This is a genomic window from Streptomyces sp. WMMC940 (assembly GCF_027460265.1).
GTDB lineage: Bacteria > Actinomycetota > Actinomycetes > Streptomycetales > Streptomycetaceae > Streptomyces.
In genome coordinates this window covers 1,791,124-1,810,544 of sequence record NZ_JAPZBC010000001.1, presented here as the reverse complement: position 1 = coordinate 1,810,544, position 19,421 = coordinate 1,791,124, and the positions used below count along the sequence as shown (strand labels likewise).

Below are 19,421 nucleotides of genomic sequence, written 5' to 3'. Positions count from 1 at the left end.
ACAGGGAGATCCGCCGTCGGCCGCCGCGGAGGGAAGGCCGAGCCCGCTCCGGACCGGCCCGGACGCACGGACGTGTGCGCGTCATGTGAGGACACGCCGCGGCCGTGCCACCGGGCTCCGCGTGCGGGGCCGCTCCGATCTAGGGTTTGTCCTATGGCACGACCACGGCGCATCGTCCTCGTCCGGCACGGCGAGTCGGAGGGCAACGCCGACGACTCGGTCTACGAGCGCAAGCCCGACCATGCGCTGAGCCTCACCGACCGGGGGTGGCGCCAGGCCGAGGAGACCGGAGACCGGCTGCGCGGGCTGTTCGGCCACGAGCGCGTCAGTGTCTATGTGTCGCCTTACCGACGTACCCACCAGACCCTCCACGCGTTCCGTCTCGACCCCCGGCTCGTCCGGGTCAGGGAGGAGCCGCGGCTGCGCGAGCAGGACTGGGGAAACTGGCAGGAGAGGGACGCCGTGCGGTTGCAGAAGGCCTACCGCGACGCCTACGGCCACTTCTTCTACCGCTTTCCGCAGGGCGAGTCGGGAGCCGATGTGTACGACCGGGTGGGGGCGTTCCTGGAGAGCCTCTACCGGAGCTTCGAATCGCCCGAGCACCCGCCCAACGTCCTGCTCGTCACCCACGGACTGACCATGCGCCTCTTCTGCATGCGCTGGTTCCACTGGACGGTGCCCGAATTCGAGTCGCTGTCGAATCCCGACAACGGCGAGACGCGGGTGCTGCTGCTCGGCGAGGACGGCCGGTACACGCTGGACAGGCCCTTCGAGCGCTGGTGCACTCCCGAGTGGTACGGGATCACCGGTTAGAGTGGCGGTGCGATGACCGCTGACTCCTCTCTCGACCGGCGCCTCGAACGCGCCCTGGCCAGCCTGCGCGGGCTGTCCGTGGGAGACGCCCTGGGCTCCCAGTTCTTCGTACCCTCCAACTATCCGCTGCTGAAACGGCGCGCGCTGCCGTCGGGGCCCTGGCAGTGGACCGACGACACCGAGATGGCCTGCTCGGTGGTGGCCGTGCTGGCCGCCCACAGCCGGATCGACCAGGACGCCCTCGCGCGGTCCTTCGCCGACCACCACGACCTCGACCGGGGTTACGGGCCCGCCGTGAACCGGATGCTGCGGCTTGTCCGCGAGGGCGGCGACTGGCGCGAGCTGGCCTCGCAGCTCTTCAACGGTCAGGGCTCGTGGGGCAACGGCGCGGCGATGCGTATCGCCCCGCTCGGCGCCTGGTACGCCGACGACCCCGAGCAGGCCACCCATCAGGCGGAGATCTCCGCGTACACGACGCACCAGCACCGCGAGGCAGTCGTGGGCAGCATGGCGGTCGCGGCGGCCGCGGCGCTCGCCGCCGCCCCGGGCGGGCCTCCGACGCCCGCCGACCTGCTCGACGGCGTGATCGCACTCGTGCCGCGCAGCGCGGTGGGGCAGGGGCTCCGCCGGGCGCGCGACATGCTCGACTACGGCGATGCCGGCACGGTCGCGGCCGTGCTCGGCCGGGGACGGCGCACGAGCGCGCACGACACCGTTCCGTTCGCGCTCTGGTCCGCGGCACGGGCGCTCGGGGACTTCGAGAAGACCTTCTGGACCACCGCGCAGGTCGGCGGGGACGTCGACACGACCTGCGCCATCGCGGGGGGAGTGGTCGCGGCGGCCGAGGCCGGGGCGCCGCCCGCGGTGTGGCTGGCACAGACCGAGACCCTGCCCGACTGGCTGCCCGCCCGGGTGGCCTGACCGGCGGAGGCTGCCCGGCCGGGGCCTTGCCCCCGGCCGCCCCGCCGCACTGTCACGGTCCTGCCACAACGCGGCAGCGACGGGGCGTTGCCCGGTGTCCGGGGCTAACCTGTCGGCCACGCCGCAACGTTGATCATGACGAGCGTGCGCCGACGAGACGCCGGGACAGCGGGACGGCCCTATCTGCCCCACCCGCGGTGCCCGGTCGGGAGGGGGTCCCGTGCCAGACGTACCGTCCACACCGCAAGCCCCGGACACCGGGCCCGGGCCGGAGGAGCGAGCCGGATCCGGGGAAGAATCGTTCGCGCAGGACCGGGTCCCGGAGCGGGACGTCGATCCGGGCGAGGGCACCGGGACGCCCGCGGATCGGACCCCGGCCGTGACGTCGGCAGGGGCGCGGGAGCGGCATTCGGACGGCGGCCGCGAGCGGACCGCCCACGATGCCGGTGACGCCCGGCCTCGCGGAGTTGGGGGAAGGCCACCCGAGTCGGAACGGTCACTCGGGTCGGAGCGGTCACTCGGGTCGGGAAGGCCACCGGAATCGGGAGTGTCATCGGAGCCGGGCGGGCACACCGCGACAGCCGGGTCCCCGTCCGGCGATGCGCCGGGGGAGGGCCGTCCGCTCGGGGCCGCACCGCGCGACGCCGTCGGCGGTGCCGGTGCTCCGGGCGCCGGGTCCCCTGGACCACCGGGCACGCGCGGGGCCGCACAGGGCCACGGTTCGTGGGCCGGCCCCGGCCGCGCCCACGCGCACACGCACACGCAGCACGGACAGCCGTGGCGTCCATCGGTCGAACGGCCAGAACCCTGGCTCGCCTCCATCCGGCCCGCCCGGCGCGAGCCCGCTCGTGCGGCGACGCTCTGGTGCGCCCTCGCCACCGCACTGCTCAGCGCTCTGCTGCTCGGTGACGGGCTCGGGGTGAATCTGCTGATCGTCGCGGTGCCTGCCACGCTCGCCGCGTACTTCGCCGCCAGGGCCGCGGGCCGACGGCTGCGCCCCTGGATCGGTGTCTGGGCGGTCGGCGGCCTCGCACTGCTGCTGGTCCCGGCCCTGCGCGACGCGGGCTGGCCGACGTTCCTGGCCGTCGTCTCGGCGATGGCCGTCGGCTCGCTCGCACTTCACGGGGGGCGCACCTGGCCGGGCGTCGTCCTCGGCCCGGTCGGCGTTCTGGACTCGCTGGTGACCGGACCGGTGTGGGGGTGGCGCGGACTCCGCGAACGTGCCGACGGTTCGAGGGGCCGCTGGGGCCCCGTTCTGCGCGCGAGCGCGGTGGCCGCCTTCCTGCTCCTCGTGTTCGGCGCGTTGTTCGCGAGCGCCGACGCGGCGTTCGCCGATCTGCTCGGCGAGCTGACGCCGGACGTCTCGGGAATCGACGCCCCCTGGCGCCTCCTGCTGTTCCTCGTCGGACTGGCCGGGGCACTCGCGGCGGCGCACACCGCCGCGGCGCCGCTGCGCTGGGACCGGCTCACCCTGCGACAGGGCAGTGCGAGGGGCCGAGTCGAGTGGGCCCTTCCCCTGATCGTCCTGGACCTGCTCTTCGCGGCCTTCATAGCCGTCCAGCTCGCCGTCCTCTTCGGCGGGTACGACAAGGTGCTCAGCGAGACGGGACTCACCTACGCCGAGTACGCGCGGCAGGGTTTCTGGCAGCTGCTGTGGGCCACTCTGCTCACTCTCGCCGTCATCGGGCTGGCGCTGCGCTGGGCCCCACGCGGAGGGGTTCGCGACAGCGCCCTCGTCCGCGCGGTGCTGGGCACGCTGTGCGTGCTCACCCTGGTGGTGGTGGCCTCCGCGCTGCGCCGGATGGATCTCTACGTCGACGCGTACGGGCTGACGCGGCTGCGGATCTCGGTCGCCGCGATGGAGCTGTGGCTCGGACTCGTGCTGGTGCTGATCATCGCCGCGGGGTTCCTCGGGAGCCGCTGGCTGCCGCGCGCCGTCGCGGGCAGTGCCGCCGCCGCGGTCCTGGCCTTCGGCCTCGGCTCGCCCGACGCGCTGGTCGCCGAGCGCAACGTCCAGCGCTTCGAGAGCACGGGGAAGATCGACGTCCGGTATCTCCGAGACCTCTCGGCCGACGCCGTTCCCGCTCTCGACGCCCTTCCCGAGCCGGTGCGCTCCTGCGCGCTGAAGGACATCGAACGCGACCTGCGGGAGACGGAGCAGTCCTGGTACGAGACGAGCTGGGGGCAGACCCGGGCGAGGGAGATCCTGGAGAAGCGGCCGGCATCGGCAGGCGGGCCGTCCTGCCCGGACGACGTGCGGTACGGAGGGGACGGGGACGAGTACACCCGTGACGGGTACGGCGAGGACGCCGACCTCGACGACTTCGACCCCGGTACCGGCATGGACTGACGGCGCCGTCCGCCCGGGCGCGTCCCGGCGCTGCCCGGTGCGCCGCCGCCCGCCCACCCTCCGGCCTGCCACGAGGCGCGGTCCGCTCCCCACGTATGGGCCGGACGGTTCCGGTCGACGGACGTCCTGAGCCGCGTGGCGGGCTTCCCGGACCGCGACTCCACGAGGGCGAACGTGCCGAGCAGGAGCACCGCCGCTCCGCACCGAGCCCAGCGTGAGCGTGTCCCGCCGGTCCTCTCGGAGGAACGGATGATTCCGTGGACCAGCGGGGCCGTACCGGCGAGGGACGTCGGCGCGCCCGCCCCGTCGAACCTGTCCGGGTGAGCCGGGACTCGCTGATGTGCAGCGGAGCCAGGAAGGCGATCAGGGGCCGACGGGTACGTTGACGAACAGCGCCCGGCGCCGGTCGAGCCACTCCGTGAGCGTCCGGCCGGCGAGCGTTCCTATGGTGCCGCCGCAGGCGGAGACGGCGGCGAGGATGCCGAACGCCCGGTTGTGCTCGGGGCCTTCGGGCACTGCGGTCGTGACCAGAGCGAGTGGCGTCGGCGAGGCGATCGAGCCCCCGACGCCCCGGAGCGCACGCGCCGCGAGCAACTACCGGGGCTCCTGGGCGAGTCCGGCCAGGAGCGAGGCGAGCGCGAGGAGCAGATTGCCGGTCATGAGCAGCCGGCGCCGAGGAGGATGCCGCCGGCCCGGTACCTGGTCGCAGACGTCCTCGAGGCCGGGTCCCCCTCGTTGGGGTGCGCGCCGGATCACGGAAGTGCGTGAGAACCTCCGTCAACTGGTCCGCCGGACACGGGCGGTGCTGTACGCGAAGCCGGTATGTGCCCTGCGTGCGGTCCTTCACGAATGCGACATGCCGACGGCCGGGCGCCTCTTGGGTCCATCGTCGGCGGCGTCATCGGGCCGTCGATGCATCTCCTCCGGCAGGTCGTGGGGCGGAGTGTGGCCCGGAGTGGCGTGCGTCCGGACGCGATGGACCAGAGGGCCTTCGACGCGATTCGGCGATGATGCTGTACCGATCCAAAGTGTGCGGAAGCGAATGTCGGGACGTGGGCATCGCCTGCGCGATCGATCGGGTCGTGATGCCCGCTGCTGTGTCCGCGCGACGGTTGACGGCGGGCGCTCCCGGGAGAAGGGGAGCCGGGGTGTCGCGGCCGCGCCGCGCGGCGTAATCTGTCTGGCGCCATGCCGTACGAACCACCCACCCACACCGTTGAGCGCTCACTCCGCGCCACCACCGGTGCCAAGATCATCGCCGGTGTCGACGAGGTCGGGCGAGGGGCGTGGGCCGGTCCTGTCACGGTGTGCGCGGCCGTCACGGGTCTGCGCAGGCCCCCCGAGGGGCTGACCGACTCCAAGCTGATCACTCCCAAGCGCCGCGCCGTCCTGGCCGCGGAGCTGGAGAGATGGGTCACCTGCCATGCGCTCGGGCACGCCTCCCCGGAGGAGATCGACGACCTGGGCATGACGGCGGCCTTGCGGCTGGCGGCCGTGCGGGCTCTGGACGGGCTCCCCGTCCGGCCCGACGCGGTCATCCTGGACGGCAAGCACGACTACCTCGGCGCGCCCTGGCGGGTCCGGACGGTCATCAAGGGCGATCAGTCCTGTGTCGCCGTGGCGGCCGCCTCGGTGATCGCCAAGGTGCGGCGGGACGCGTTGATGGCCGAGCTCGGACTGGAAGCGGCGGCGTTCGAGCCGTATGCCTTCGCCGAGAACGCCGGCTACCCGTCGCCGGTGCACAAGGCGGCGCTGCACGAGCTCGGTCCCACCCCCTTCCACCGGCTTTCCTGGGCCTACCTCGACGCGATGCCGCGCTGGCGGCATCTGAAGAAGGTCCGGCTCCCGGTGGAGGCGGCCGCTCTGGAAAGCGGGGGCCAACTCGGCTTCGACTTCTGAACCGGCCGTACCGGGAGTACTGTGCCGACCGGCCTCACGACCGGTCGCACTTATGTGCCACCCGCCGGTGCTCGTCGCACCGGCGTTTGATAGATATCCACCCATGCCTCTCATCCCCGAGGAGCCTCAGATTCACGAGAGTGCCCAGGGTCCCCGCGCTGCATCGGCCGCAGGCCGCACCGCGCCGACCCCTCGTCCCGTACCCGGTCCGCGTGGCGCGGCCGCTCCCCGTCCCGGGCGCCCCGGCCCCGGTCCGGCCAGGCCCGCTCCGCCCGCGCAGCGCGCGCACGGCTCCACCGCCACGGCGTCCCCGCGGCAGGAGAATCGTTCCGCGCCGCAGATCCAGCTCATCCCCGCTTCCGCCGACGGCGCGCTCGACGCCGCCGGTGAGGCCGTCGACCTGCTCCTCGACTCGGGGCGTGCCCCGGGCGAGATCCTCGTGCTGACCACGGGTGAGCAGCACCCCTGGGCTGCCCATGAGCTGTCCTTCGGCGAGACGGCCTACTGGGCCCAGCACGACGCCGCCGACGACGTCTTCTACGCGGACGCCGCCTCTGTGGACCGTGCCTCGTCCCGGCCCGTGGTCGTCGTCGCCGTGAACGGCGGCAACGACGACGACGCGGTGCGGGCGCTGCCCGTCGCCATGCGGCGCGCGCGTGCGCTGCTGATCGTGTGCGGTGATCCTCAGCGGATCAACGCGGCGCTCGGCGCGGGCGTCTGAGCCGGACGGCGGCGCGCACATCCGGACCGGGCGCGGCACAGAGCCCGTCCGGGTGCGACGCTCTGCCCGCCCCGGCGCCGTCCTACGGCCCTGCGCGGTGCGGGGGTGGTGTGTCGTGCCCCGTGTGCGGCACCGCCGACGGGTGGGCGCCGGCTGCCTTGCCCGCGGGTTGCGCCCCCGCACGTCGCCGAGTCGCGCGTACGGGGTCGTGGCCGTCGCACGGGGGCGGTGCCGGGACGCCGCCCGAGGTCGGGTCGCCGGCGCCGGGCCGGGAAGCGTGCTGCCCGTGCGTCTCAGCGGGCCGCCGTACGGCGCAGCGCCTCGGCGGCGCCGCTCGCCGTGCGCAAGGGTGCGGCCCCCGTCCCCGGAACCAGATCCGCGAAACCGCTCGACCGCGACTCGGAGCTGGGCCGACGGCCGCCGCGTCCTTCGCCCAGCACCTGCCACCCGCCCCGCGTCAGCGTGATGTAGGCGCCGCAGCGCAGGCCGTGCAAGGTGCATGCGTCTCGCAGTCCCCACATCCAGGCGCCGTCCTCCTCCGTCCAACGCTCGTCGCCCTCACGGCAGTAGAGCAGCACGGCGGTGCGAACCGGTGAACGGCGGCGCAGGTCGTGCGGGATGACCCGCCGCAACTGTGCCAGCAGCGCGTTGCGGAGATCCCAGCCGTCGGCCGGGGCGGCCCGCCGGACGAACGAGGCGCTGGCGATGAGCCGTTCCTCGGTGTCCAGCACGGCGACGACCGCCGTCGTCGGCGTGGGCTCATGGCGGACGTGCAGGCCGCTCACGACCTCGCGTGGGTTGCGCAGGAGAGGTATCCCCGCTTCCGCCCACTCCGCGGGTTCCAGCAGTCTGGCGAGGCGACTGGCGGAGCCGGCCGATCCATTGAACGCAGTGGCTGCGGACGAGGCGAATCCGAAGGTCACGGTCCTCCCTTCGCATACGCGCCCACAATGAGGGCAGAGTCGGGTGAGGGCGCACCGCGGCATAGCCCTTTGCGGACCGCGACCGGACCGGGCGGAGGGCGGTGGTTCCAATTCTTGCGGGCTCAGGGGCGGGCGGCAACGAGCAATTGAGGCTGCTGACGGGAATGGGCAGAAATGGTGCTCATATCCCTGCCCGCCGCTGCACGCTGTCACTCTCCCCTCACGCCTGAACTGCCAGGACCAGCGGAAACACCCCCTCAGCTCCCGCTCGGCGCAACAGACGTGACGCGACCGCGAGGGTCCAGCCGCTGTCCGAAAGATCGTCCACGAGCAGCACCGGACCGCCCGCCTCGGCCACCGTCCGTGCCAGATCCGGTGGGACGACGAGGGATTCATGCAGCCCCCGCACCCGCTGAGCGCTGTTCGTGCGAGAGATGTGCCGGTCCTCCGAACCGGCCGTGTACTCGACGGCGCCGAGGAGAGGCATCCTCCCGACCTCCGCGATGCGGGCTCCGAGCGAGCCGACGAGGCCCGGCCTGCGGCGCGAGGCGACGGTCACCACGCCGACGGGACGGGCAGGTGCGTCGGCGGCCCCGGAGGACCAACCACCCGGGCCCCTGGCCCAGTCGGCCAGGACACTGACGACCGCATCGGCCACATCGGCGGGCACCGGACCGTCCTGGGCCTGCGCGGAGAGCATCGGACGCAGCCGGTTGCCCCAGCCGATGTCGGAGAGCCGGCCCAGCGCCCGGCCCGTGAAAGCCTGTTCGCCCACGGGAATGCGCCCCTTCAGATCCACGCCGACCGCCGGAAGACCTGTGGGCCACATCTTGCGGGGCTCCACCTCGACGCCCGGGCGCCCCAGTTCACCGCGCGCGGCATCCAGTGCGGCGGCGGACACCGAGGCGTCGAAGCGGGAGCCGGCGCAGTTGTCGCAGCGGCCGCACGGGGCGGCCTCCTCGTCGTCCAGCTGCCGGCGCAGGAACTCCATCCGGCAGGCCACAGCCGACGCGTAGTCACGCATCGCCTGCTGCTCGGCCTCGCGTTGACGCGCCACCCATGCGTAGCGCTGGGCGTCGTACACCCACGGCCGGCCGGTCGTCGTCCAGCCGCCCTTGACCCTGTGCACCGCTCCGTCCACGTCGAGGACCTTGAGCATCGTCTCCAGCCGTGTGCGGCGCAGCTCGACGAGCGGCTCCAGCGCGGGGAGGGACAGGGGCCGCTCCGCCTGCTCCAGCACGTCGAGGGTGCGGCGCACGAGGTCCTCGGACGGGAAGGCGACCGAGGCGAAGTACTGCCAGATCGCCTCGTCCTCCTTGCCGGGCAGGAGCAGCACCTCGGCATGCTCCACACCGCGACCGGCCCTGCCCACCTGCTGGTAGTAGGCGATGGGCGAGGAGGGCGATCCGAGGTGCACCACGAATCCGAGGTCCGGCTTGTCGAACCCCATCCCGAGCGCGGAGGTGGCGACCAGGGCCTTGACCCGGTTGGCGAGCAGGTCGTCCTCCGCCTGCTGCCGGTCCGCGTTCTCCGTACGGCCCGTGTACGACGCCACCGTGTGTCCGCAGTGCCTCAGGTAAGCCGTCACCTCCTCGGCGGCCGCGACCGTGAGCGTGTAGATGATCCCCGAGCCGGGCAGCTCACCGAGATGATCGGCCAGCCAGGCCAGCCGGTGGGCGGCGTCGGGGAGTTGGAGCACGCCGAGGCTGAGGCTCTCCCGGTCGAGCGGCCCGCGCAGCACCAGCGCGTCGGTACCCGCGCCGGTGCCCAGTTGCTCAGCCACGTCGGCGGTCACACGGGCGTTGGCCGTCGCGGTCGTGGCCAGCACCGGGACACCGGGCGCCAGATCGGCGAGCATCGTGCGCAACCGCCGGTAGTCGGGGCGGAAGTCATGGCCCCAGTCCGAGATGCAGTGCGCCTCGTCCACCACGAGCAGGCCGGTCGCCGCGGCGAGCTTCGGCAGCACCTGGTCCCGGAAGTCCGGGTTGTTCAGCCGCTCGGGACTGACCAGCAGCACGTCCACCGCACCGGCGGCCACCTCGTCCTGGACGGTCTCCCACTCCTCCGTGTTCGACGAATTGATCGTCCTGGCCCGGACACCCGCCCGGGCGGCGGCCTCCACCTGGTTCCGCATGAGCGCGAGCAGGGGCGAGACGATCACCGTCGGACCGCTGCCCCGCTCACGCAGCAGTGACGTGGCGACGAAGTACACGGCGGACTTGCCCCAGCCGGTCCGCTGCACGACCAGCGCCCTGCGCTTGTCGGCGACGAGCGCCTCGATGGCCCGCCACTGGTCCTCGCGCAGTTCGGCGGCGCCGGTGGTGTCCCCGACGAGACGTGCGAGTACGGCGTCGGCCGATGCCCTGAGTGCTGCGCGGTCTGCGTTGGTCATGCCCCCCATGCAACCCGATGACGAGGACATTCCGCGAACGAGCCGGTCAGCCTGTGGATAACGTTATCCACAGGGGTCGCGGGGCCAGGACCGTCCGCGGGACCGTCGTGCCATGAACAAGCACCGCGAACCCACCGGTCCGGCCGACGGCGAGCAGCAGCAGATCACCCTGCGCGGGCCGGCCGAACTCGTCGACGCCCTGCCGTACATGCTGGGCTTCCACCCGACCGACTCGATCGTGCTCGTCGCACTCCACGGCAGGCGGGGCCGCTTCGGCGGGCGGCTCCGCCTGGGCATCCCCGAATCCCCGCACGAGTGGCTGCCCGTCGCCCAGCACCTCGCCGAGTGCCTCGTCGAGGGCAGCGAGCGCCGGGGCTCCCGGCCGGACGGAATCGTCGTCTTCCTGTGCCAGGACCCCGCGGAGGGGGAGACCGGCCGGGCGGTGATGGAGCGGCTGCGTCCCCTCGCACAGTGGCTGCGCACCTCCTGCGGCGCGCTGGACGTCCCGGTCCCCGAGGCACTGTGCGTTTCCGGCGGCCGCTTCTGGAGCTACTGCTGCCCCGATTCCCGCTGCTGCCCGGCGGAGGGGACGGCGATGGCGATCTCCGGCACCTCGGTCATGGCCGCGGCCGCGGCGTACGCGGGCATCCAGGTCCGGGGCTCGCTGCGGGAGATGGAGTCGCGCCTCGAGCCGCTGCGGACCCCGTCCATGGCCGACCAGGAGCGGGCCCTGGACTCCGCGGGCGCGGCCCTGCTCCCGAGGATCCTGCACGGAGGGAGCAGGGAGCAGGTCGGGACCGAGACCCTGAGGCTCGCCCGCCGGCTGATGAAGCGCCTGGGGGAGAGGGCGACGCTCGACATGGACCCGTCCTCGGCGGACGCACGCGACGACGGGCTGATCTCCCACGCCGAGGCGGCCGCGGTGATTCTCGGGATCCAGGACCGCGAGACCCGGGACCGGGCCGCCGCGTGGATGGAGGGTCCGCAGGCCCACCGCGCGCTCAGGCTGTGGCGGGCGCTGGCCCGTCGTTGCGTCGGACCCTACGCGGAGCATGCGGCCGCCCCGCTCTCGCTGGCCGGCTGGGTCTCCTGGTCCACGGGCGACGAGCCGAGCGCCCGAGTCGCCCTCAGCCTCGCTCTCCGCTCGGATCCGGAGTACGTCTTCGCGCGCCTCCTCCACCAGGCGTGCAACGACGGGCTGGACCCCGAGGAACTGCGCCGCTGCCTGCGGACCCACGGCACGATGCCGGTGCCGGGCGCTCCGGCACCGGTGATGTCCTCGGGCGGTTCCGCGGGCGGTTCGGTGGGGAGCGCATCGACTGCCGCGGAGCCCACGGCCGGTTCCGCGGGGTGTGGGCCGGATACCGCTGAGCTCACGGCCGGTTCCGCGGGGTGTGGGCCGGCCGCCGCGGAGCCCACGGTCGGGGGCGAGCCGGCTTCCGCAGGACCCTCCACGGAGTCGGTCGCTGCACGGGCGGCCGCACCGGATCCCACGCCCGCGGCGGCCTCGGCGCCGGGCACCGCACCCGCGGTCGGGCTCTCCGCGCCGGGCCAGGACACAACGGCCGGTCCGCCCGCTCGTCCGGGGCCGGCTGCGGACGCGGCGGCGGCGGAGGACGTGTCCGCAGCCGCCCCCGCGCACTCCCCGCGTCACCGGACCGAGGGGACGCGGCGGCCCCGGCCCCGCCCCGGACTGTCGCGGCCGGGGGCTCACGTGCGTCCGGCAGGCCGGAAGAGGGGCGCACCCGGTCCGGCCGTTCCGGGAGCGGCCTCGGCCACCAGGCGGCGCGCTTCGAACGTCGAGGGCGACGCCACGTCACCGAGCCCGGCCCGCCCGGGCGGTCGGGGGACGGCGGAAAGGGGAACCGGCGGCGGAGCGTGATCGGCCGGCCTCGCCGCAGGCGCTCCATCCTGGGAAGCGGTGCCTCGTAAGGGCCGCGTGACCCGGCGCCCGGTCCGCGCGGCCGAACCGCCCGGTTCCGTCCCGTCGCTGTTCCGGTCCATCACAGCCCGGCCCCTCACCGCCCGGTGCCGGCTCACTCCTCCCGGCTCCGTTCCTGGCGCGGTCCCGTGCCGACGCCTCACCGGCTGCGTCCGCTTCGGAGCCGTCGTCGGACCCGGGTCGGTCCGGGCCCCGGTCGGACAGGGCCCGGACTCGCCCCGGACTCGTCCGGGCGGGGCCGGCGAAGGCCCGGCACGGCTCGGTCCTCCGGGCATCGGGGGAGCCGGGCCAGGAGGAGGGGAGAGCCTCCCCAGGGGGCGAAGTTGAGGGGGGACGAGGACCGGTCGGCGCACGGAGCGGCCGCCGATCCGGAGCACCAAGAAGTCGCGGTTCCGATCAGGAAGGGAGTGTTTATCGTCAGGAAGACGACTATGATCGCGGCATGCCCTACGACCCGTCGGCCTTCCCGCCCTTCGCTGTCACCGTCGACCTGGTCGTGCTCACCGTGCGGCGCGACGCTCTGTGCGCTCTGGTCGTACGACGCGGCGAGCAGCCGTACCAGGGCCGGTGGGCGCTGCCCGGGGGTTTCGTCAGGGCGGACGAGGATCTCACGGCCGCGGCGGCGCGCGAACTCGTCGAGGAGACGGGGCTCTGCGTGCACGACCCCCACTCACCCGCGCCCGACAACGGCGCCCACCTCGAACAGCTCGCCACCTACGGCGATCCGAAGCGGGACCCGCGGATGCGTGTGGTGAGCGTCGCGCATCTGGCGCTCGCGCCGGACCTCCCGGCGCCGCGGGCCGGAGGCGACGCGAGCAACGCGCGCTGGGCGCCCGTCGGGACGCTGCTGAGCCCGGAGGGGGGCGCGCGCGACGAGGACCAGTCCGGTCGGCTGGCCTTCGATCACACGCAGATCCTGGCGGACGGTGTGGAACGGGCCCGTTCCAAGATCGAGTACTCGTCGCTGGCCACGGCGTTCTGTCCGCCGGAGTTCACGGTCGGCGAGCTGCGGCGGGTGTACGAGGCGGTGTGGGGTGTCGCCCTGGACCCGCGCAACTTCCATCGCAAGGTGACCGGAACCCCCGGCTTCCTGGTGCCCGCCGGCGGCACGACGACCCGCCAGGGCGGGCGCCCGGCGCAGCTCTTCCGGGCCGGCGGCGCGACCCTGCTCAATCCGCCGATGCTGCGCCCCGAGGTCTGACGTCCGGGCGGCTTGTGCTCGTGAGCCGTGCCCTCGCCCTGACACCCGGCGTCACGAGGCTGCCGAGAAAGTCCGAAATATCGCGTTATCGTGCTGCGGTATCCGCACCCGCCGTGCACCCGCCCGGTCGCCGAGCGGTCTCACCTCCGCAGGGGAAGCGATGCTCCAGGCCATCGGACTCACCAGCACCTCCCGCCGGTACCTCGCGCCCGCCGTGGACGATCTGACCTTCGAGGCAAGACCGGGCGACGTCACCGCCCTCCTCGGAGCACGGGGTTCGGGCAAGAGCACGGCCCTGCTGCTGATGCTCGGACTCGAGGAGGGCCGTGGCATCACGTACTTCCGCGGACGTCCCCTCCATGCCATCGCGAACCCCGCCCGGGAGGTGGGCGTGCTGTTGGGAGATGTGCCCGGGCACCCCGCCCGTACCGCGCGAGGCCAGCTCCGGATGCTCTGTGCCGCCGCCGGAGTGCCCGTGTCCCGCGCGGACGACATGCTCGACCTCGTGGGCATCGCCGCGCTGCGGGACGCACGCCTCGGTTCGCTGTCCCTCGGCATGGACCGCAGACTGGGCCTGGCTTCCGCGCTGTTGGGGGATCCGCACACCCTGCTGCTCGACGCCCCCTCCCGGGGGCTGTCACCGCGTGAGCACAGCTGGCTGTTCGGCCTGCTGCGTGCTCACGCCGCGCACGGCGGGACCGTCCTCTACACGACCGCCGACCCCAAGGAGGCCGCGAGGACCGCGGATCGCGTGGTCACCGTCGACAAGGGCCGGCTCGTCGCCGATCAGGACGTGGCCGACTTCGCCCGGACCCGGCTCCGGCCGCGCGTCGCCGTCCTGAGCCCGCACGCCGTCCGGCTCGCCGCTGCGCTGAGTCATGAGTCGCGGGCGGCGCGCCGCTCCGTCGAGGTCGTCGCCGAAGGCGGCAACCGGCTCTCCGTGTACGGAAGCAGCTGCGCGGAGATCGGTGACGCCGCCTTCCGCCACGGCGTTCTCGTCCACCAACTCGCCGACGAGATCGGTGACGCGGGACCCCGCGCGGTACCCGCTCGCGCTCAGGGGGCCGATGAAGCGACCGGCGCCGTCCTCGACCTGCCCGCAACCGGCGCGGCCTCCGCCCCGGGAGGTGCCGTCGGCCGAGGGGGCACCGAACAGGGCAACGCCGCCCCTCGGGCGTGCCCCGACGGCGCCCAGGAGCATGCGGCGGCGCACGATCCGGTCCCTCGATCCGCGGCCCCGAACGCCCTCGACCACCCCTCGGCCGCGCCGCACCGGGTGGGCTCCTTCTCCCCGGCCGGGCAACGCTCCGCCGGCCCGGCCCCGGCCACCCCGCCCCTTTCCCGTGCGGGCCGCGGCCCGTCCCGCGCCGGGCGGGTTCCGTCGCAGCCGCTCCAGCCGTTGCGGTACGAGCTGCGCCGCTTCCTCGGGGTCCGGACGACGCATCTGATCACGGCGGCCGTTCTCGTCTCGTCCGCCGTTCTCTCCGTCCTGCTCGCGTACGCGGGCCGAACCCCGCTGCGGGACCTGCTCGCGGCCTGGCCCGAGGCATGGCCCCTGCCGCCCGCCGCCTTCGGGGCGGGTGTCCTCGGCGCTCTCTCCTTCGGGGACGAGTTCCGCTATCCCGCGCTGGCGGCCGCGCGGGGAACAGTCCCCCGCAGGCTGGGCCTGCTCCTCGCCAAGCTCACGGTGACGGCCGTGGCGGCTCTCGTGATCGGTGGTGCCGTCGTCGTGCTCGACGCCCAGGCGCTGTGGCTCCTCTACGGGTCCGACCCCCTGCCCGTGTTCCGGAACTGGCCCGCCCTCGGCCTCAGTTGGGTCGGACTCCTGGTCGGCTGCGCATGGTCGGGCCTGCTCGCAGCGGGCACCTTCCGCCTCACGGCAGCCGGCGTGGCCGCCGTGCTCGCCGTCCCGATGGCGGTGGTCCCCCTCGTGCAGCAGGCGTACGCGAGGCCGTCCGGGCGCTCGGTAGCGGGATTTCCCGGGCGCTTGAGGGAGCTGACCTGGCTGCAGTGGCCGTATGAGGTGGACCGCTGGTTGCTCACGGCGCTGCGGGCGCTCGTCCAACCAGTGGGAACGGCGCTGGCGTTGTCGCTCTCTATTCTGTTCTGCTCGTATCTGATCATCGGTCTTCGCGACAGAGTTCGTTGCTGACCAAATTCGATCACGATGCGATGAGCTGCCCGTAACTCCCCGAAGAATGACCGTTTCTTCCCGATAAGGCGTCAATTGCAGGGCGGGCGCCGATCACCCTTTCGTGTGCTTTTCACCAAAGACCTCAAGGGTGGCTGAGGGCGCGCCGACAAAGGATGCGTGAGTACCCTTGCGCACACCATGATGACCGCCGCCCGCCCCGTCGAGTCCGGCCTCGCCGGCCCGGGCGATCTCGACCGATACCCCTACCCGGAGGTGCCCGGCGTCGACCGGGTCGGCCCTCCGGCCTGGGACACCGCGGAAAGCGAGTTGGGCCGCGCCGGCCGCCGTGCCGCGGGCAGCCGGGGCCGCGGGCTCCACGGTCAACTCGTCCAGCAGCTCGGCCAGATGATCGTCTCCGGGGACCTCGGGGCCGACCGTCCGCTCGTGCCGGAGGAGATCGGCCAGCGCTTCGAGGTGTCCCGCACCGTGGTCCGCGAGTCGCTGCGGGTCCTCGAGGCCAAGGGTCTCGTCAGCGCCCGCCCGAACGTCGGCACCAGGGTCCGTCCGGTCAGCGACTGGAACCTGCTGGACCCCGACATCATCGAGTGGCGCGCCTTCGGCCCTCAGCGCGACGACCAGCGCCGTGAGCTGGCCGAGCTCCGCTGGACGATCGAGCCGCTCGCCGCCCGGCTGGCGGCCGGGCACGGCAGGGAGGACGTGCAGCAGCGCCTCGGTGACATGGTGGAGATCATGAGCCACTCCCTCGCGCAGGGCGACGGGATCACCTTCACCCGTGCCGACGCCGAGTTCCACTCGCTCCTGATCCAGGTCGCGGGCAACCGCATGCTCGAGCACCTGTCCGGCATCGTCGCCGCCGCCCTCCAGGTCTCGGGAGGGCCCGCCGCGGGCTGCGACCGCCCCTCCGAGGCCTCCCTCGCGCACCACGCGCGGATCGTCGACGCCCTCGCCGCCGGCGACGCGAACGGTGCGGAATCGGCCATGCGGCAACTTCTCACGACCCACCCCGAGGTGGAGCGCGTGGTCCCGGCTCCGCGCGAGCACTGATCCGCGGCTGCGGCCGGGGCGTTCGAGGCGTACCCATCGTGTGTCGCCGGACCCTGGGGTCCGGCGACACGATTGTGGAGCCGAATGCTGATTGAACCCCCATTTGGTCGTTTTGTCGTCAATGGGGTGTGACTCGGGCCACGCGGATTGGGCGTAACACTCCTCGAGACAGTGCGATGACCTAAGAGGTGACAGCCGAGGAGGGAATACGGGCGCCGATCGCGGCGCTGTTCACTCTCCGAGGTCCAGCCCGCGCCGTCGGTACATCCCCAGCCGACGGTCGTCGGCTCCGGCCCGATCATGGGCGGGGCCGGAAGCCGTTTCCATCGTTCCGAGAGGTTGTTCGTGTCGGCCAGCACATCCCGTACGCTCCCGCCGGAGATCGCCGAGTCCGAGTCTGTGATGGCGCTCATCGAGCGGGGAAAGGCTGATGGGCAGATCGCCGGCGATGACGTGCGTCGGGCCTTCGAGGCTGACCAGATTCCGCCAACCCAGTGGAAGAATGTTCTGCGCAGCCTCAACCAGATCCTCGAGGAAGAGGGTGTGACGCTGATGGTCAGTGCCGCGGAGTCGCCCAAGCGCACCCGCAAGAGCGTCGCAGCTAAGAGCCCGGCGAAGCGCACCGCCACCAAGACCGTCGCGGCCAAGACGGCCACGGCCAAGACCGTCGCCGCCTCCACCGCGGCGTCGGCCGCCGCCGACGACGAGAGCACCGCGGCGCCCGCCGGCGAGACCGCCGCGCCCGCCAAGAAGAGCGCGGCCAAGAAGACGACGGCCGCGAAGAAGACCGCCGCGAAGAAGACCGCGGCCAAGAAGACGACGGCGGCCAAGAAGACGACGGCGGCCAAGAAGGACGCCGAGGAGCTGATCGAGGGCGAGGAGGCGCTCGAGGAGCCGCAGGCCGGCAAGGCGGGCGGCGACGAGCCCGAGGGCGCCGAGAGCGCCGGTTTCGTGCTGTCCGACGAGGACGAGGACGACGCCCCCGCGCAGCAGGTCGCCGCGGCCGGCGCCACCGCCGACCCGGTGAAGGACTACCTGAAGCAGATCGGCAAGGTCCCCCTGCTCAACGCGGAGCAGGAGGTCGAGCTGGCCAAGCGTATCGAGGCGGGCCTGTTCGCCGAGGACAAGCTGGCGAACTCCGACAAGCTGGCCCCGAAGCTCAAGCGCGAGCTGGAGATCATCGCCGAGGACGGCCGCCGTGCCAAGAACCACCTGCTGGAGGCCAACCTCCGGCTGGTCGTCTCGCTGGCCAAGCGCTACACCGGCCGCGGCATGCTCTTCCTGGACCTGATCCAGGAGGGCAACCTCGGTCTGATCCGCGCAGTCGAGAAGTTCGACTACACCAAGGGCTACAAGTTCTCCACGTACGCCACCTGGTGGATCCGTCAGGCGATCACCCGTGCCATGGCCGACCAGGCACGCACCATCCGCATCCCGGTGCACATGGTCGAGGTCATCAACAAGCTCGCGCGCGTGCAGCGCCAGATGCTCCAGGACCTGGGCCGCGAGCCCACTCCGGAGGAGCTGGCCAAGGAGCTCGACATGACCCCGGAGAAGGTCATCGAGGTCCAGAAGTACGGTCGCGAGCCGATCTCGCTCCACACCCCGCTGGGTGAGGACGGCGACAGCGAGTTCGGTGATCTTATCGAGGACTCCGAGGCCGTCGTGCCGGCCGACGCCGTCAGCTTCACGCTGCTCCAGGAGCAGCTGCACTCGGTGCTCGACACGCTCTCGGAGCGTGAGGCCGGTGTCGTCTCCATGCGTTTCGGCCTCACCGACGGCCAGCCGAAGACACTCGACGAGATCGGCAAGGTCTACGGCGTGACGCGTGAGCGCATCCGCCAGATCGAGTCCAAGACGATGTCCAAGCTGCGGCACCCGTCCCGGTCCCAGGTCCTGCGGGACTACCTGGACTAGGACGAGGACGACACTCGCACAGGCGGAGGGCCCGGTATCCCGGTGGAGCCGGGCCCTTCGCCTGTCCGCTGCCCCGGGCGTTCTCCGGGCCCGGAGGCGGTGGTCGACCGGTCTCCTCGCCCGGCCCGCGCCGCCTGCCCGCCGGCGTGTCCGGGCCTCTTCCGGTCGGGAGTCCGCCCATCGGCTCCCCGGGTGCTCGCGCGCCGCACCCGCGCGGGTGCGGACCGCGTCCGGTTGGTCGACGCTGAGTGGACGGAGAGCACCGGAGAGTCAGGAGAGCGCATGCGACGTCCCATCACCCGACCCTTGACGGCGGCCTTGGCCCTGGCCTCCGCGGCGGCTCTGACCCCGTTCGTCTCCCTGGCTCCGGCGGCCGCCGACAGTGTGATCATCGGAGGGTCGGCGGTGCGGTCCTCGGAGATCCCCTGGGTCGTCGCCCTGGCCAGCCGTGACCGGTTCGGGGGTACCAGAGCCGGGCAGTTCTGCGGCGCCGTGGTGGTGGCACCGACGAAGGTGCTCACCGCGGCCCACTGCCTCAGCCGAGAGGTGCTGGGGGCGCCGGTGGGCGAGGTGCGCGATCTACGGGTGATCGCGGGGCGTGAGGACCTGCGCGGCACCGGCGGCCAGGAGATCCCCGTGAGGAAGGTCCGGTTCGCACCCGGGTACGATCCCGTGACCAGTTCCTCGGACCTGGCCGTGCTCACGCTCGGCAGCGCCCTGCCCGCGCAGTACGCCATCGCGACGGCCCGTCGGGGCGACGAGGCGTACCGGCCCGGCACGGCGGCGACGGTCTACGGCTGGGGCGACACGACGGGGGCCGGTACGTACGCCCGGACGCTGCGCGCCGCGCAGGTGCAGGTGCAGCCGGACTCGGTGTGCGCGCAGGCGTACCCCGGCAGCGTGATGGGAGGCCGCTACCTGCCGGCCACGATGATGTGCGCCGGTGACGCCAGGGGCGGTCACGACGCCTGCCAGGGTGACAGCGGCGGCCCGCTGGTGGCGGGGGGCAGGCTGATCGGGATCGTCTCCTGGGGCAGCGGATGCGGCCGGGCGGACTCTCCCGGGGTCTACACGCGGGTCGGTGAGGTACTGCCGACGGTGGCCGACAAACAGTGAGACGTGCGCCAGTTGGTGATGGACCGA

13 protein-coding genes and 1 pseudogene are annotated in these 19,421 nt (G+C 73.0%); 11 read left to right on the top strand and 3 right to left on the bottom strand.

The annotated features are described in order from the left end of the window. Window positions 1-153: 153 nt before the first annotated feature. From O7595_RS07915 to O7595_RS07905, 3 genes are all read left to right on the top strand, one after another. Window positions 154-813 carry a histidine phosphatase family protein gene (locus tag O7595_RS07915; RefSeq protein ID WP_269728022.1) on the top strand — a complete coding sequence of 220 codons (660 nt, stop codon included), beginning with the start codon at window positions 154-156 and terminating at the stop codon, window positions 811-813. Between the two features lie 12 nt (window positions 814-825). Further along, on the top strand, window positions 826-1,734 hold the full coding sequence (locus O7595_RS07910; protein WP_269728021.1) for an ADP-ribosylglycohydrolase family protein: 909 nt from the start codon (window positions 826-828) through the stop codon (window positions 1,732-1,734). A gap of 547 nt (window positions 1,735-2,281) precedes the next feature. Continuing rightward, window positions 2,282-4,084: a DUF4153 domain-containing protein gene (locus tag O7595_RS07905; protein ID WP_332328129.1), complete on the top strand. Its 1,803-nt coding sequence runs from the start codon at window positions 2,282-2,284 to the stop codon at window positions 4,082-4,084. Between the two features lie 104 nt (window positions 4,085-4,188). Here O7595_RS07905 and O7595_RS07900 read toward each other — a convergent pair. Beyond that, a pseudogene (locus O7595_RS07900) lies at window positions 4,189-4,759 on the bottom strand (MFS transporter); the annotation flags it as partial. Between the two features lie 513 nt (window positions 4,760-5,272). Between O7595_RS07900 and O7595_RS07895 the strand changes: the two are divergent. Together O7595_RS07895 and O7595_RS07890 are read left to right on the top strand one after the other, a co-directional pair. Beyond that, window positions 5,273-5,983 (top strand): ribonuclease HII, encoded by a 711-nt coding sequence (locus O7595_RS07895; RefSeq protein WP_269728020.1) that lies wholly within the window; start codon window positions 5,273-5,275, stop codon window positions 5,981-5,983. Between the two features lie 103 nt (window positions 5,984-6,086). After that, window positions 6,087-6,704 carry a hypothetical protein gene (locus tag O7595_RS07890; protein WP_269728019.1) on the top strand — a complete coding sequence of 206 codons (618 nt, stop codon included), beginning with the start codon at window positions 6,087-6,089 and terminating at the stop codon, window positions 6,702-6,704. A 293-nt stretch (window positions 6,705-6,997) separates the two neighbouring features. Here O7595_RS07890 and O7595_RS07885 read toward each other — a convergent pair whose 3' ends face one another. Both O7595_RS07885 and O7595_RS07880 read right to left on the bottom strand, forming a co-directional pair. Next, window positions 6,998-7,627 carry a hypothetical protein gene (locus O7595_RS07885; RefSeq protein WP_269728018.1) on the bottom strand — a complete coding sequence of 210 codons (630 nt, stop codon included), beginning with the start codon at window positions 7,625-7,627 and terminating at the stop codon, window positions 6,998-7,000. Window positions 7,628-7,847: 220 nt separating this feature from the next. After that, the gene (locus O7595_RS07880; protein WP_269728017.1) at window positions 7,848-10,019 is read right to left on the bottom strand and encodes a RecQ family ATP-dependent DNA helicase; all 2,172 of its coding nucleotides are present in this window, start codon (window positions 10,017-10,019) and stop codon (window positions 7,848-7,850) included. Between the two features lie 112 nt (window positions 10,020-10,131). Between O7595_RS07880 and O7595_RS07875 the strand changes: the two genes are divergently transcribed. The 6 genes from O7595_RS07875 to O7595_RS07850 all read left to right on the top strand — a co-directional run bounded on the left by O7595_RS07875 (window position 10,132) and on the right by O7595_RS07850 (window position 19,394). Next, window positions 10,132-11,901, top strand: coding sequence for a DUF4192 domain-containing protein (locus O7595_RS07875; RefSeq protein ID WP_269728016.1), 1,770 nt, complete (start codon window positions 10,132-10,134; stop codon window positions 11,899-11,901). 502 nt (window positions 11,902-12,403) lie between these two features. Beyond that, window positions 12,404-13,162, top strand: a complete 759-nt coding sequence (locus O7595_RS07870) for an NUDIX hydrolase (protein ID WP_269728015.1) — start codon at window positions 12,404-12,406, stop codon at window positions 13,160-13,162. Window positions 13,163-13,322: 160 nt separating this feature from the next. Further along, entirely contained in the window at window positions 13,323-15,314 is a 1,992-nt protein-coding gene (locus tag O7595_RS07865; RefSeq protein ID WP_269728014.1) for an ATP-binding cassette domain-containing protein, read from the top strand. Between the two features lie 159 nt (window positions 15,315-15,473). Continuing rightward, window positions 15,474-16,361, top strand: a complete 888-nt coding sequence (locus O7595_RS07860) for a FadR/GntR family transcriptional regulator (RefSeq protein ID WP_269728013.1) — start codon at window positions 15,474-15,476, stop codon at window positions 16,359-16,361. Between the two features lie 345 nt (window positions 16,362-16,706). After that, window positions 16,707-18,278: an RNA polymerase sigma factor gene (locus O7595_RS07855; RefSeq protein WP_269728012.1), complete on the top strand. Its 1,572-nt coding sequence runs from the start codon at window positions 16,707-16,709 to the stop codon at window positions 18,276-18,278. 282 nt (window positions 18,279-18,560) lie between these two features. Further along, the gene (locus tag O7595_RS07850; RefSeq protein WP_269728011.1) at window positions 18,561-19,394 is read left to right on the top strand and encodes a S1 family serine peptidase; all 834 of its coding nucleotides are present in this window, start codon (window positions 18,561-18,563) and stop codon (window positions 19,392-19,394) included. Window positions 19,395-19,421 lie beyond the last annotated feature (27 nt).

What these genes read in the sequence shown, in the direction of transcription:
- O7595_RS07865 (WP_269728014.1), top strand. Translation starts at nt 13,323, where the DNA reads ATGCTCCAGGCCATCGGACTCACCAGCACCTCCCGCCGGTACCTCGCG.
- O7595_RS07870 (WP_269728015.1), top strand. Translation starts at nt 12,404, where the DNA reads ATGCCCTACGACCCGTCGGCCTTCCCGCCCTTCGCTGTCACCGTCGAC.
- O7595_RS07895 (WP_269728020.1), top strand. Translation starts at nt 5,273, where the DNA reads ATGCCGTACGAACCACCCACCCACACCGTTGAGCGCTCACTCCGCGCC.
- O7595_RS07890 (WP_269728019.1), top strand. Translation starts at nt 6,087, where the DNA reads ATGCCTCTCATCCCCGAGGAGCCTCAGATTCACGAGAGTGCCCAGGGT.
- O7595_RS07910 (WP_269728021.1), top strand. Translation starts at nt 826, where the DNA reads ATGACCGCTGACTCCTCTCTCGACCGGCGCCTCGAACGCGCCCTGGCC.
- O7595_RS07915 (WP_269728022.1), top strand. Translation starts at nt 154, where the DNA reads ATGGCACGACCACGGCGCATCGTCCTCGTCCGGCACGGCGAGTCGGAG.
- O7595_RS07880 (WP_269728017.1), bottom strand. Translation starts at nt 10,019, where the DNA reads ATGACCAACGCAGACCGCGCAGCACTCAGGGCATCGGCCGACGCCGTA.
- O7595_RS07875 (WP_269728016.1), top strand. Translation starts at nt 10,132, where the DNA reads ATGAACAAGCACCGCGAACCCACCGGTCCGGCCGACGGCGAGCAGCAG.
- O7595_RS07850 (WP_269728011.1), top strand. Translation starts at nt 18,561, where the DNA reads ATGCGACGTCCCATCACCCGACCCTTGACGGCGGCCTTGGCCCTGGCC.